Annotated in this window: 14 protein-coding genes; 7 read left to right on the forward strand and 7 right to left on the reverse strand. The window is 59.7% G+C overall.

The genetic code is table 11. The annotated features are described in order from the left end of the window. Positions 1–267 precede the first annotated feature (267 nt). The 3 genes from ACOI6Z_RS13760 (at position 268) to ACOI6Z_RS13770 (ending at position 2,523) form a co-directional block, all read left to right on the forward strand. A complete protein-coding gene (locus ACOI6Z_RS13760) occupies positions 268–1,011 on the forward strand; it encodes a DeoR/GlpR family DNA-binding transcription regulator (RefSeq protein ID WP_065812966.1) in 744 nt (247 codons plus the stop codon). Beyond that, on the forward strand, positions 974–2,092 hold the full coding sequence (locus ACOI6Z_RS13765) for an oxidoreductase (RefSeq protein ID WP_048334941.1): 1,119 nt from the start codon (positions 974–976) through the stop codon (positions 2,090–2,092). The genes ACOI6Z_RS13760 and ACOI6Z_RS13765 overlap by 38 nt, the downstream gene beginning before the upstream one ends. 236 nt (positions 2,093–2,328) lie before the next feature. Then, on the forward strand, positions 2,329–2,523 hold the full coding sequence (locus ACOI6Z_RS13770; protein WP_004203980.1) for a hypothetical protein: 195 nt from the start codon (positions 2,329–2,331) through the stop codon (positions 2,521–2,523). Positions 2,524–2,797: 274 nt separating this feature from the next. Here the strand turns inward: ACOI6Z_RS13770 and ACOI6Z_RS13775 are convergent, their stop codons facing one another. After that, positions 2,798–4,177: an amino acid permease gene (locus ACOI6Z_RS13775; protein WP_065812967.1), complete on the reverse strand. Its 1,380-nt coding sequence runs from the start codon at positions 4,175–4,177 to the stop codon at positions 2,798–2,800. A 334-nt stretch (positions 4,178–4,511) separates the two neighbouring features. Here ACOI6Z_RS13775 and ACOI6Z_RS13780 point away from each other — a divergent pair, with 334 nt between their 5' ends. From ACOI6Z_RS13780 to ACOI6Z_RS13790, 3 genes are all read left to right on the forward strand, one after another. Then, entirely contained in the window at positions 4,512–4,991 is a 480-nt protein-coding gene (locus tag ACOI6Z_RS13780) for an Lrp/AsnC family transcriptional regulator (RefSeq protein ID WP_065812968.1), read from the forward strand. A 251-nt stretch (positions 4,992–5,242) separates the two neighbouring features. Further along, positions 5,243–5,857 (forward strand): YitT family protein, encoded by a 615-nt coding sequence (locus ACOI6Z_RS13785; protein WP_004176405.1) that lies wholly within the window; start codon positions 5,243–5,245, stop codon positions 5,855–5,857. A gap of 38 nt (positions 5,858–5,895) precedes the next feature. Further along, complete coding sequence (locus ACOI6Z_RS13790; RefSeq protein ID WP_023289418.1) at positions 5,896–7,095, forward strand: amino acid aminotransferase; 1,200 nt, start codon at positions 5,896–5,898, stop codon at positions 7,093–7,095. Between the two features lie 44 nt (positions 7,096–7,139). On the opposite strand, the gene ACOI6Z_RS13795 is transcribed toward ACOI6Z_RS13790, so the two are convergent. The 3 genes from ACOI6Z_RS13795 to ACOI6Z_RS13805 are packed head-to-tail and all read right to left on the reverse strand — an operon-like array spanning position 7,140 to position 9,626. Beyond that, positions 7,140–7,808 (reverse strand): methionine ABC transporter permease, encoded by a 669-nt coding sequence (locus tag ACOI6Z_RS13795; protein WP_044522560.1) that lies wholly within the window; start codon positions 7,806–7,808, stop codon positions 7,140–7,142. Continuing rightward, on the reverse strand, positions 7,801–8,814 hold the full coding sequence (locus ACOI6Z_RS13800) for a methionine ABC transporter ATP-binding protein (RefSeq protein WP_032429140.1): 1,014 nt from the start codon (positions 8,812–8,814) through the stop codon (positions 7,801–7,803). The genes ACOI6Z_RS13795 and ACOI6Z_RS13800 overlap by 8 nt, the downstream gene beginning before the upstream one ends. Before the next feature lie 8 nt (positions 8,815–8,822). After that, positions 8,823–9,626 (reverse strand): MetQ/NlpA family ABC transporter substrate-binding protein, encoded by an 804-nt coding sequence (locus ACOI6Z_RS13805; protein WP_048297379.1) that lies wholly within the window; start codon positions 9,624–9,626, stop codon positions 8,823–8,825. 220 nt (positions 9,627–9,846) lie between these two features. Here ACOI6Z_RS13805 and ACOI6Z_RS13810 point away from each other — a divergent pair, with 220 nt between their 5' ends. After that, positions 9,847–11,022: an aminotransferase class I/II-fold pyridoxal phosphate-dependent enzyme gene (locus ACOI6Z_RS13810; RefSeq protein ID WP_049015174.1), complete on the forward strand. Its 1,176-nt coding sequence runs from the start codon at positions 9,847–9,849 to the stop codon at positions 11,020–11,022. A 19-nt stretch (positions 11,023–11,041) separates the two neighbouring features. On the opposite strand, the gene ACOI6Z_RS13815 is transcribed toward ACOI6Z_RS13810, so the two are convergent. The 3 genes from ACOI6Z_RS13815 to ACOI6Z_RS13825 form a co-directional block, all read right to left on the reverse strand. Continuing rightward, a complete protein-coding gene (locus tag ACOI6Z_RS13815; protein ID WP_049015170.1) occupies positions 11,042–11,401 on the reverse strand; it encodes a hypothetical protein in 360 nt (119 codons plus the stop codon). Positions 11,402–11,607: 206 nt separating this feature from the next. After that, the gene (locus tag ACOI6Z_RS13820) at positions 11,608–12,519 is read right to left on the reverse strand and encodes an NmrA/HSCARG family protein (protein WP_065812970.1); all 912 of its coding nucleotides are present in this window, start codon (positions 12,517–12,519) and stop codon (positions 11,608–11,610) included. Beyond that, a complete protein-coding gene (locus ACOI6Z_RS13825; RefSeq protein ID WP_074423660.1) occupies positions 12,519–13,382 on the reverse strand; it encodes an MBL fold metallo-hydrolase in 864 nt (287 codons plus the stop codon). The genes ACOI6Z_RS13820 and ACOI6Z_RS13825 overlap by 1 nt, the downstream gene beginning before the upstream one ends. Positions 13,383–13,427 lie beyond the last annotated feature (45 nt).

A 13,427-nucleotide genomic window follows, 5' to 3' on the forward strand; every position in this document is an offset into this window, starting at 1 on the left:
TTAATCCATGCCTGTCGCATTGCGCGCGCTCTGTATAAGGTACGCGAAAGCGCGCTTTTTCGCTGTTTATTGCCCGGTGAAAGAGGCTAATCGCTTCATTAAAAAGCGCTTTCCCCGGGCCGCGCCCGCTTTCCTCATTTAACGTTAAAGTGTAGTGAAATCAAGTTCTTCAGGTTTTGCGCGGTTCACTGCGACCTTTTGCGGTTTATTTTGCGGCCTTTTGCTGTATTATGCCGTTTATTGCGTCAATTTGCGGAGTCCCTCGCCATGCATAAGCTCGCGCGACAAAAACACATCCTTGACCGGCTGAGTGAAACCGGTCAGCTGAGCATCAGCGAACTGGTTGATGCGCTGCAGGTGTCGGCCGATACCATACGCCGGGATCTCAGTGAGCTGGAAAACCAGGGGGTACTGCAGAAAAGCCACGGCGGCGCCATCGCGCTTAACGTCCCGGCGATGACGCGCCAGGGAAGAAACGCCCTGCTCCCCGGAACGAAACAGCGTCTGGGCCAGCAGGTCGCCGCGCGCATCCCCTCCGGCTCGACGCTGTTTCTCGACGCCGGCAGCACACTGCTGGCCGTCGCTACACAGCTGAAAGGCCCCATGACCGTGATCACCGCGTCGCTGGATATCGCTCAGCTGTTCAGCGACCGCGCCGATATCCAGCTTATCCTGCTTGGCGGCCAGTGGGACAGTGAACAGCGGCTGTTCGCCGGCAGCGCCACGCTGTCGCTGGTGGCGCGCTACCGCGCCGATATCGCGATTCTCGGCGCCTGCGCGTTGCATGCCGAACTGGGCCTGAGCGCCAGCCAGGAGGCCGATGCGGACGTAAAACGCGCCATGCTCGCCGCCAGCGCGGAACACTGGCTGGTGGCGGACCATACCAAAGTCAACCATTGCGAACCCTGGCTGGTGGCCGGTCTCAGCGACATTCGCCATCTTTTCCTCGATCGTCCCTGGCCTGAGCTGGGGGATGACCCTGTCCTCTCTGTACATATTGCTGACGCTTAACAACGTGGAGAACCTGATGAGTAACAACACGATAAATATCGCCCTGATTGGCTATGGCTTCGTCGGTAAGACTTTCCACGCGCCGCTTATCCGTTCGGTGCCGGGCCTGAACCTGGCCTTCGTCGCCTCGCGCGATGAAGAGAAAGTCAAACGCGACCTGCCGGACGTCACGGTGATCGCTTCCCCGGAAGCGGCGGTCCAGCACCCGGATGTCGATCTGGTGGTTATCGCCTCCCCTAACGCCACGCACGCGCCGCTGGCCCGCCTGGCGCTGAACGCCGGCAAGCATGTGGTGGTGGACAAACCCTTTACCCTTGATATGCAGGAGGCCCGGGAGCTGATCGCCCTGGCGCAGGTGAAACAGCGGCTGCTTTCCGTCTTCCATAACCGCCGCTGGGACAGCGATTATCTCGGTATCCGTCAGGTTATTGAGCAGGGCGCCATCGGCACGGTGAAACATTTTGAGTCCCATTTCGACCGTTTCCGCCCGGAAGTCCGCGTCCGCTGGCGCGAGCAGAACGTCCCCGGCAGCGGCTTATGGTTCGATCTGGGGCCGCACCTGATCGATCAGGCGCTGCAGCTGTTTGGTCTGCCGCAGTCGGTACAGGGCAATATCGCCACCCTGCGCGACGGCGCGGAGATCAACGACTGGGCGCATGTGGTCTTAAACTACCCGGCGCATAAAGCGATCCTCCACTGCAGCATGCTGGTCGCGGGGGGCTCCTCGCGCTTCACGGTGCATGGCGATAAAGGCAGCGTTGTCAAAGCGCGGGCCGACCAGCAGGAGAGCCAGCTGCTGGCGGGTGTGGTACCGGGAAGCGCCGGCTGGGGCGAGGATGAGGATGGGCTGGTTATCTATGACGCCTCGCTGCAGACCCAAACCCAGCCTACCCCGCCGGGCGATCAGCGCCAGTACTATATGCAGATCCGCGACGCGCTGAAGGGCCAGATCGCCAATCCGGTGCCGCCGGTACAGGCGCTGGCGGTGATGGCCGTCCTGGAAGCGGCGGCGCGCTCTGCAGAAAGCGGCGTGGCGCAGACCCTCGACCTGACCGACGACGAGCGCAACGCGCTGCGCTAAGCCTGTCGTTACTCCGGTTATCTGTGCGGCCCGCAGGTAACCGGATCGCCACCCCGACTGCAGAAATAATCACTGCCTGTCAGCAGATTATCCTTTCTTTATCCTGCCTTTTTGCCTAAAGCACCGCTGGAAATTTCAGCCAATTGGGAGGAGGATAGAGAACAGATCGATCGTGATGAGAACAAGGTTGCTGACGCTGTGGACGCGGTGACCGCAATACCCGACAGGAGAAGCTCATGTACTACACGTTAGGAGATACCACTCTCCATTTTTATCGCTATCAGTGCAAATTCTACGTCGCCCACTGGGAAGGAGGGAACGTGATGGACGAAAAATTTAAACCGTTTATCGAGCAGATCACTGAGAAGACCGGGCTGGACGCGAAGCGCGTCGAGACCGCCGCGCGCGATTATTTTACTAACGTGGATTAACAGGCAGCCTGTTGCGGTATACCCAAGGCCTGGCCGACGTGCCTGCCGTTGATCTCCCCCCTTCCGCCGCCACGGCCCTCGTTCCCGCTGGCGGCTCTCCTTCCCCACCGGCGATAAACAGGATAACGACCAGCCAGAACCCCATGCTGTCTGCCCCACGCTTTTGTCAATTTTCAGACCGATAACGTGAAATGTCATTTATCGTAATTATCTATTTCCCCGTGATTTTTTAGTCGAAACAATATCGCCCTGCCGCCAGGCAGGGCGTCGGCGACTACCGCTCCTCCAGCGCCGCCACCGGCTCCGGCGCGCTTCTCCTGCGCAGCAGATAGCCTGCGGCAAGGATCAGCAGCCATACCGGGATCAGGCAGACGGAGATGCGGATGTCCGGGGTCAGATACATCACCCCGAGGATCCCGGCGAGAAACAGCAGACACAGCCAGTTTGTCAGGGGATAGGCGAAACTCTGGAAAGCCGTTACCTTCCCGGCCCGCTGCATGGCGCGGCGGAACTTAAGATGAGTGATGCAGATCATCGCCCAGTTGATGACCAGGGCGGCCACCACCAGGGCCATCAGCAGGGCAAAGGCTTTCCCGGGCATCACATAGTTAATCACCACGCAAAGCGCCGTGGCGACGGCGGACACCGCCAGGGCGGTCAACGGGATCCCGCGGTGGTTCACCCGCAGCAGCGCGCGCGGGGCGTTGCCCTGCTGAGCCAGGCCGAACAGCATCCGGCTGTTGCAGTAGACGCAGCTGTTGTAGACCGACAGCGCGGCGGTGAGCACCACCAGATTGAGGGCGTTGGCCACAATATTGCTGTCAATGGCGTGAAAGATCAGCACAAAGGGGCTTCCCCCTTCCACGACGTTCCGCCACGGGTAGAGTGACAGCAAGACCGCCAGCGACCCCACATAAAAAAGCAGAATACGGTAGATCACCTGGTTGGTGGCTTTGGGAATGGTTTTATGCGGTTCGTCGGCTTCCGCCGCGGTGATCCCCACCAGCTCAAGCCCGCCGAAGGAGAACATGATCACCGCCATGGCCATCACTAAGCCCGTGATACCGTTAGGGAAAAATCCCCCGTCCTGCCACAGGTTGGCCACCGTCGCCGCCGGCCCGCCGTGACCGCTAAATAACAGATAGCAGCCAAAGGCGATCATGCTGATGATGGCGGCCACTTTGACAATCGAGAACCAGAACTCCAGCTCGCCATACACTTTGACGTGCGTCAGGTTGATGGCGTTGATCGCCACGAAGAAGATTGCCGCCGACAGCCAGGTAGGTACCTCCGGCCACCAGTACTGAATATAGATGCCCACCGCCGTCAGCTCCGCCATGCTTACCAGCACGTACAACACCCAGTAATTCCAGCCGGACATAAACCCGGCGAAGGGCCCCCAGTAGCGGTTGGCGAAATGGCTGAACGACCCCGCCACCGGCTCCTCTACCACCATTTCGCCAAGCTGACGCATGATAAAGAAGGCGATAACCCCGGCGATGGCGTACCCCAACAGGACCGAGGGGCCTGCCATACGGATCGTTTGCGCGATACCTAAAAACAGTCCGGTGCCGACCGCCCCCCCGAGGGCGATTAACTGGATATGGCGGTTTTTTAACCCGCGCTTTAACTGATGCTCTTGCTGCGTTGTCATCTCTGACCTGCCCCTGTCTGTAAAAAGTCACTTTCGCCGGTAGCAACTTTCAGGCCAGTGGATCGCCGCGGAGCGGCTGACCCAAACTAATCCATTGAATGATATTGAAATATTATTTTCCAGTTCGTTCTGAAAGCTGGTCATCGCGCCGCTGACCTGGCGCATAACGCGCGAAAATTGGCCAGATGACGCACAGATCATGAGAAAACAAGTGGCTTAATGCATGAAGCTGACCCGTTTTGGTGCATCCGGTTTGCCGCCGTCGGGTCAGGCTTCACGCCAGGCAAAAAACTGTTAGGCTGGTAGCCACTTTTACGTTCCACTAGTGGCCACTATGTACAACATCGACGACTATGATCTGAAAATTCTTACCCTGCTGCAGGCCAATGGCCGTTTGACCAATCAGGAGCTTAGCGAGCTTATCGGCCTGTCCGCTTCCCAGTGTTCGCGCCGCCGTATCGCCCTTGAACAGGCGCAGCTTATCCTCGGCTACCATGCGCGTCTGGCGCCGGATGCCGCCGGGCAGGAGATGCTTGGCCTGATTGAGGTGCGCCTGCTGAATCACACCCCGAAATGCGTGGAGAGCTTTCATCAGATGCTCAGTGAAGTGGACGCCATTCTGGACGCCTGGAAAACCACCGGCGACGCCGATTATCTGCTGCGGGTAACGGTCCCGGACCTGCCCGGACTGAGCCATTTGATCAGCCATATTCTGGCGCAAAACAAAGGGGTGGCTCATCTGAAAACCGCCGTCGTGCTCAACCGCCTGAAGGAGAACGGCCAGCTGATGCCGGGCACGCCCTCGCTGCGCTGAACCGGAGCACAGTGCCCTGCGCTGGTGCAGATGCGGGGCCAGTCAATGCGTGATAAGCAGTAAATTCGCACAATTTACGCATTTCATAACCATTATGCGCACGACTCGTGCGATTCTCTCTTTCCAACAGAACAACAGGTTAGGCTAATCCTCGGCTATTTTTTCCGCAACCAATCGCCCGGGCCCGCTCCTCTGGTGCGATTTTTGCAAACAAGAGCTTATCCTTGTTAACGAAAAGATAGTGCTTATTTATGGATAACGTCCTTTCCCCTGAAAAACTGACCCACACCTGGCTGGAGGATGCCCTGGCGCTGCTGTTCGGCACGCTGATGATCTCCTTTGGCATTATCCTGTTTCGCCAGGCCGGCGCCCTGACCGGCGGGACGGCAGGCATGGCCTTTCTGATCCACTACGCCACCCACCTGCCGTTCGGCGTGGTTTTCTTCGCCATTAACCTGCCCTTCTACTGGCTCTCCGTCCGGCGGATGGGCGCCGCCTTCACGCTGAAAACCTTCTGCGCGGTCGGACTGGTGTCGCTGTTCTCCGACCTGCACGGCTACTTTATCCATGTCGATCGCCTGAACCCCTATTACGCCACCCTCTTCGGCAACATCATGGTCGGTATCGGCTTTGTGGTGCTGTTCCGCCATAAAGCGAGCCTCGGCGGCGTCAATATTCTGGCCCTCTATCTGCAGGATAAAAGCGGTATCCGCGCCGGTAAATTCCAGATGGTGGTGGACGCCTGCATCGTCACCGCCTCGCTGTGGGTGGTTAGCCTGCCGATGCTGCTGGTCTCTGTCCTCGGCGCCGTGATTTTGAATTCGATTATCGCCATGAACCACCGCCCAGGACGCTACGCGGTGTAATGGCTTCACCTTTAACGGTCATTTCAGGAGTAACCACTGTGTTCCAGAACGTTGACGCCTACGCGGGCGATCCTATCCTGTCGCTGATGGAGGCCTTTCAACAGGATCCCCGGGCAGACAAAGTTAACCTTAGCATCGGGCTGTACTATAACGAGCAGGCCATCATTCCTCAGCTGGAGGCGGTCCGTCAGGCCGCTGACCGGCTGCAGAGCCAGTTGCACAAGGCCAGCCTCTATCTGCCGATGGAGGGACTGGCTCCCTATCGCCGCGCGGTCCAGACGCTGCTGTTTGGCGAACACCATCCGGCGTTGCGTGCCGGACGCATCGCCACCATCCAGACGCTGGGCGGCTCCGGCGCGCTGAAGGTGGGTGCTGATTTCCTCAAGCGCTACTTCCCCGACTCCGCGGTCTGGGTCAGCGATCCAACCTGGGAGAACCATGTGGCCATCTTTGCCGGGGCGGGTTTCGAGGTGCATACCTATCCCTGGTTCGACAGCGCCACCCGTGGGGTCAATTTCCCCGCGATGCTTGCCGCCCTCCAGCAGCTCCCGCCGCGCAGCATCGTGCTGCTCCATCCTTGCTGCCATAATCCGACGGGGGCCGATCTCGCCCCCGAGCAGTGGGATCGGGTGATTGAGGTGTTGATCGCCCGGGAGCTGATCCCGTTCCTCGATATTGCCTACCAGGGTTTTGGCCGCGGGCTGGATGAAGATGCCTATGCCATACGCGCCATCGCCAGCGCCGGACTGACGGCGCTGGTCAGCAACTCGTTCTCGAAGATTTTTTCACTGTACGGCGAGCGTGTCGGCGGCCTGTCGGTGGTCTGTGACAACGCCGATGCCGCCGGGCGCGTGCTGGGCCAGTTGAAAGCCACCGTACGCCGCAACTACTCCAGCCCGCCGGGGTTTGGCGCCCAGGTGGTGTCGCAGGTGCTCAACGATCCCGAGCTGAATGCCCTGTGGCAGGGGGAAGTGGAGGCCATGCGCACCCGCATCAGCGCCATGCGCGTCGCGCTGGTGAAGGCCCTGCAGGCAGCCCTGCCGGCGGCGGATTTTTCCTATCTGCTGACCCAGCGCGGCATGTTCAGTTACACCGGCTTTAGCGCCGATCAGGTAGACGTTCTGCGTGAAGAACATGGCATCTATCTGATTGCCAGCGGTCGCGTCTGCGTGGCCGGGCTCAACCACGGCAATATTGCGCGGGTAGCCAGCGCCTTCGCCGCGGTCTGCGCACGCTGATCCGCTTTCCCGCTGGCCGGGGCAACCCCGGCGCGGTATAGCAGTTATTCGCGACGCAGTCGGCGAGCCAGGCGGGTGCCCAGCGTCTGAATAAGCTGGACAATAACAATCAGCACCAGGGCGGTGGTGAGGGTGGCAAAGGCGTCGAAACGCTGATAGCCGTAGGTGATCGCCAGGTCGCCGATCCCGCCGCCGCCCACCGTTCCCGCCATGGCGGTCGCGCCAAGCAGACCGATGGTCGCGGTGGTAAGGGCCAGAATCAACGACGCCGCCGCCTCCGGCAGCATGAAATGCCAGACGGTCTGCAGAGGGGTCGCGCCCATGGCGTCTGCGGCCTCAAGGATCCCCTCATCCACCTCCAGCAGCGAGCTCTCCACCAGCCGGGCAATATAGGGGGCGACAAAAACGATCAGCGGCACGATGGCCCCCGCGGTGCCGATAGTCGTGCCCACCAGCAGCCTGGTGAAGGGCAGGATCACAATCAGCAAAATGATAAACGGCAGCGAGCGCAGCACGTTGATCAGCGGATTCAGCGCCTGATGCACCACCGGGTTGGCCACGATGCCGCCAGGACGGCAAACCACCAGCACAATTCCCAGCGGGACGCCGAGCAGCGCGCCAAAGCCCAGTGAGATGGCGACCATAATCAGGGTATCATGCAGCGCCAGCAGAAACTGCTCGCCGGTAATGGCGGTATCAATAAGATCAAACATGGATGATTTTCACTCCTGCGTCGGCCAGATGGGTGATGGCGCGTTCGGTTTCGTCAGGCTCGCCGAGGAGTTGCACAATCATAAATCCCAGTATCCGGCCCTGAACTTCGGACATGCTGGCAAACAGGATATTCACCTCGACAGCATACTCGCGGATCAGGCGGTTAATGATCGGCTGCCGGGCCGTCGCGCCGATAAATTCGAGGCGTAAAGCCCGGGCGCCGTTGTCGCGCTGCAGGAGCGATGCCACCCGCTGCGGCAGGCGATCGTGCACCACCGACTGCACGAAGCTGGCGGTGACCGGATGCTGCGGCTGGGCAAAAAGATCGAAAACCGTCCCCTGCTCAACAATGCGCCCGGCCTGCATCACCGCCACCTTGTGACAGATTGTCTGGATCACTGACATTTCATGCGTAATCAGCACAATGGTGATGCCATAGCGGCGATTAATCTCCTGCAGCAGCAATAAGATCTGTACCGTGGTATGGGGGTCGAGCGCCGAGGTGGCTTCATCGCACAGCAGCACCGACGGGTTGGTGGCCAGCGCCCGGGCGATACCGACCCGCTGCTTTTGCCCACCCGACAGCTCATTCGGGTAACTGTGCATTTTGTCGCTCAGGTCGACAAACGCCAGCAGCTCCGCAACCCGCGCCTGGATAAAGGCCTTGTCGCGTCCCTGCAAAATAAGCGGGATAGCGATGTTATGAAATACCGTTTTCGAATTCAGCAGATTAAAATTCTGAAAGATCATGCCGATATCTTTTTTTATCGCCTGCAGGCGCTGGCCGCTGCAGTCCTGGAGCGACTCACCGTTCAACACCACCTCGCCCTCACCCGGCGTTTCCAGACGATTAATCAGCCGCAATAAGGTGCTTTTTCCTGCGCCGCTATAGCCAATAATGCCGAAAATATCGCCCCGGTCGATACTGAGATTAATATCCTGCAGGGCCAGAACCGGATGCCCTTTTCTGTTAAAGGTTTTACTGACATGGCGAAATTCTATCATCGCGTTATTCATTTTAAATAATCAGGCAGCAGGTAACCATCATACTGCGGATGGCTGAGAATATATTTTTTGAAATCGGCAGAGTGATAGCCGTCGATGATATCTTTGGCAAACTGCGCCTTCTGATTTTTACCGGCAACGGTCACAACGTTAATAAAATGGCTGGTAGCGGCCTCCAGCTTTAATGCCGAGGTAAGCGCCATGCCGCTGGAGACGGCGAAATTACCCTGAATCAGGCCATAGTCGACGTCCGGCAGCGCGCGAACCTGCTGGGCATTGTCCATCTCCTTAAGCACGATGTTATAGGGGTTGGCAACGATGTTACGCTGCGAAAAGGTGGCGGGATCGCTGTCCGGTTTAATCTTCACCCAGCCGAGGCTTTCCAGCACCAGTACCGCGCGATATTCGTTCGACGGCTGGTTTGGCACCGACACCACCGTGCCGGCTGCCGGGGTGCCCAGGGTCGTCAGTTTGCCGCCGTACAGACCCATCGGCGGCGTGGGTACCTGCACAATGCCGACGTTATCGATCCCCAGTCGCTCATTGATCGCTTTCAGGTATACCGGATGCTGCATAATATTCGCTTCGATATCGCCGCGAGCTACCGCGTCATTGACCTGAATACCGTCGCTGAAATCTTTATATTCGATTTTATATCCTTTACTCAATAAATAGGGGGCGACCCCTTTTTCAAATTGCTCTTTATACGGCCCGGGGTTAAAGCCGATGCGAATAATTTGATCGGCGGTGGCGTAAAAGGAGGAAGCGGATAACAGGGCGAGCGTCATTCCGAGCGCAACTGACTTGTTCATAAGGTATTTTCCTGGAAGGTTGGCGATATTGAGCGATTAAATCACAGCCGAAAGCGGGTTGTAAGCCAGAACGCCGGATTTCCTTTTGCTTATTCCTCATAAACTTTTGCCATCCCGACATATCCTAAAAACAATAATCCTTTGCATATATTGTTATTTAGCCAGGCGCAATAAATCCCTTAAAGATGGCAGATTATTGATAACGTAAACCGGGAAAATTATGCCTGATTTCGCTGCTTCACCGCTGGTGGACGCCCTGGAAGAGAATCTGTTCAGCCTGCTGGAAAAACTGGCCGCGGAGGTCAACACCGACGCGCTGCCGTTGATCGACCTCTCCAGCGGCAGTCCGGATCAGCCCACGCCGCCGGAAGTGATTGACTCGCTGCAGAGCGCCATTCATCGTCGTGAAAACCATGGCTACCCGTCGTTCTGGGGCAAGCCGCAGGTCCGCGAAGCGATCGCCCATTTTTATCGCCGCCAGTATGATGTGGAAATCGATCCGCACAGCGAAGTCGCGGTATTTCAGGGCTCGCATATCGGTATTGGCGGCATCCCGCGGGCACTGCTCCGTCCCGGACAATACCTCATCTCCACCGATCCCTGCTATCCCATTTACCGCTCAGCGGCGCTGCAGTCCCAGGCGGCGTTTTATGGCCTGCCGCTCAGGGCTGAGAACCACTTCCTGCCGGATTTTAACGACCTCCCCCGGGAGGTGGCTGACCAGGCCGGGCTGGTGGTGCTTAACTATCCGCATAACCCCACCGGCGCCCTCGCCACGCCGGCGCTGTTCGCCAGCGCCCTGCAGTTTGCCCGCCGTCACCAGGTGCCGATCCTGCATGATTTTGCCTATGCGGCCATCGGCAGCGCGGCCAGCGATGCGCCGCTGAGCCTTTTCTCCCAGCCCGACGCGAAAGCGTGGGGAGTGGAGACCTACACCTTCTCCAAGACCTTTAATATGGCCGGCTGGCGCTTCGGCTTCGCGGTCGGCAACGCCTCGATTATTCGGGCGTTTAAAAAACTGCACACCCACAGCTACAGCACGGTGTTTGGCGCCATTCAGGATGCAGCGATCGCCGCGCTCAGCCTGCCGGCAGAACGGATTGCGCAGCTGACGGCGGTGTATCATCAGCGCCGGGAGTGGGTTCTGCGTCGACTGGCCGCACTGCGCTGGCCGGTTCGTGCCGCACAAGGCACTTTCTTCCTCTGGCTGAGCGTGCCGCCCGGGTACCGTTCACAGGAGTTTGCCCGCCTGCTGCTGCAGGAGGCGCATATTCTGGTGGCGCCAGGCACTGGTTTTGGCGATGGGGGTGAAGGGTTTATTCGCATCAGTCTGACGGCTGGGGACGACGCGCTGCGCAAGGCGCTGGACCGTCTCGCCCGGCTGGCGCTGTTTTAGCGCCTGCCTCGCGGAGGCGTTACATCTTCAGGTAGCCCGCCATGCGTTGAATACGCGCGGCGGAATAGTCATAGCAGGCGCTGGCGGGTTTACCCAGTACGCGATATTTGGCGCCATTGTAAAAGGCGGTCTTATTCTCCTCTTCCAGAAAGCGCCGGGAGACGGTGTCGCTGAAAATACGGTCGCCATCCGACTGTGGCTGATAGCGGCTGGATTTGACGCTCTCCCACGCCACGCCGATCGGCTTATGGTCATAGCCGGTCATACAGAACAGCCGGTTGGAGGCCAGCAGATCGGCCTCGATGGTTTTAAATTCCGCCGCCGTAGCGGCGCAGGTTATGCTTAACAGGCAGGCCGAAGCCCATCGGTAAATTGTCATTATTCAGGCGATCCCAGAGAGTTTCCTCCATTCTAAGCGGCTGAAAATTCTGGACGTTCACTTTCACCTATCGTTGCCAGCAAAAACCGCAAAATAATTTACACTCAGACTCCTCGTGCGTTGTCTTAACGACCTGCAGGCCTTCCCTGCGCAGCTCATCCGCCGGGCCAGACAACGAGACGCCGGCGGGAAGGATATAGCCGTCTTTAACGATTAAACGCCCAGCGGGTCCCGCTGGTCAGCGCCCGCTCGAAGGCGGGACGGCCGGGGCCCGCCAGCCAGCCGGCGAAGGTGTGCAGCTGCGGGTGCAGCTGGCGCAGGGCGTCGAGGTCGGCGTGCCCCGCCAGCCGCCCGTCGTCCACCAGCCCGGTCAGCTTGTGCAGAAAAGGGCTGGCGGCCAGCACCTCGTCGGAAAATCGCGAATAGGGGATCGGCCGTCCCGCCGCCGCGGAGAATAACGCCTCGAGCTGATGACCGGTCACGCTGTCGCTGGCGATCTCGAACGTCTTGCCGGCAAACCGCGCCGGCGCGGCAAAAATCGCTGCGACAAGCTGGCCGATATCCTCCACCGCCAGCACCTGCATCCTCCCCTCCGGCAGCATAAAAAAGTGAAAATGACCTTCATCAAGGCCAAAACCGGGCATCACCAGCAGCTCCATAAAGGTGGCGGGCCGCACGATGGTCGCCGCCAGCGGCAGGCGGCGGATATGCCGCTCAATCGCCGCTTTGGTGTCATAATGCGCTACGCCGGTCGGCGTCTCCCCCGCCGCGCTGCCGGAGCTGTACACCAGATGCTTCACCCCGCACTCGACGGCAAGGTCGGCGATGGTTATCCCGTAGCGCACCTCCTGCTCATCGGTTACCGTCCCGCCCGGCGAGCTGGGCTGCACGCTGAAGACGCCGTCGACCCCGGCCATCGCCGCCCGCATTGCCGCCCGGTCTTCAAAGGCGCCCACGACCAGCTCGGCTCCCCGCGCCGCCAGCGCGACAGCCCCGGCGGAGAAAGGATCCCTGACCAGCGCCCGCACTCGCCAGCCGCGGTGCAGCAGCGCCCGCGCCACCGAGCCGCCCTGCTGGCCGGTGGCGCCAAAAACCAATACGCTCTGGGCATTATTCATCACCGTTCCCCCTCGTCAGCAGATAGTTGTCCGGCGTCTCGCCAGCGATACTCCCCTGGCCTGTCCTCCTCCAGCCAACCGCAGGAGGGTCCGGCGAAATGCCCGGTGAACCATTGGGCATGATGGCTTGCGCACCACGCCATCATCTCGCGTCGCGAACGTTCCGCCTGCCGGGGATCGCCGCAGAACGCCGAGCTCCAGTGCGGATGGGTAAACTGGCGCGGGGAATGAAGAAGATCGCCTGAGAAACAGGCGTAGTCATCGCCAGAGGAGAGGATCAGCGCGGCATGGTCCGGACTGTGGCCGGGGGTAGGGATAAAGGCGATCCGTCCGCCGACCAGCGGCCTGGCCGCCACATCCACAGTCTCCAGCTGGCCAGCCTCGATCACCGGCAGCAGGCTGTCGAGCCACAGCGCCCGGTAGCGTTCGCTGTTCTTCACCCGCGTGAGCTCTTTTGCCGAACACAGGTAGCGCGCGTTGGGAAACAGCGGCGCCCAGCGATCGTCCCGCCAGACGGTATTCCACCCGACATGGTCGGTGTGCAGGTGGGTCAGTAGCACCAGGGTCACCTCCTCCGGGTTCACTCCCGCGGCGCGGAGATTCTCCAGATAGGGCGTGTTAAGTTGATGATAGAGCGAATTGCCGCCGCGCTCCCGACCATTGCCGGTGGCGGTATCGATAACGATCAGATCGTGGGGAGTCTGTACCACCCAGCTGTGGATTGACAGCGCGATTGGCTGATTATCGGCGTCCGCCTCCGTCACAGGGAACGCCGCGGGATAGAGCGCCGCCGGCTGCAGGCTAATCTCGCGCTCCGGCACTTTGAATATCAGGCTGTCGCCTGTCTGGTAAGTTTGCATCACTCCCTCCGCGCGCATTGCGCTGGTTGATTTACCGGGGTGATATTC

The organism is Klebsiella sp. C239 (genome assembly GCF_048822715.1).
In the GTDB taxonomy this organism is placed as follows: domain Bacteria; phylum Pseudomonadota; class Gammaproteobacteria; order Enterobacterales; family Enterobacteriaceae; genus Klebsiella; species Klebsiella quasipneumoniae.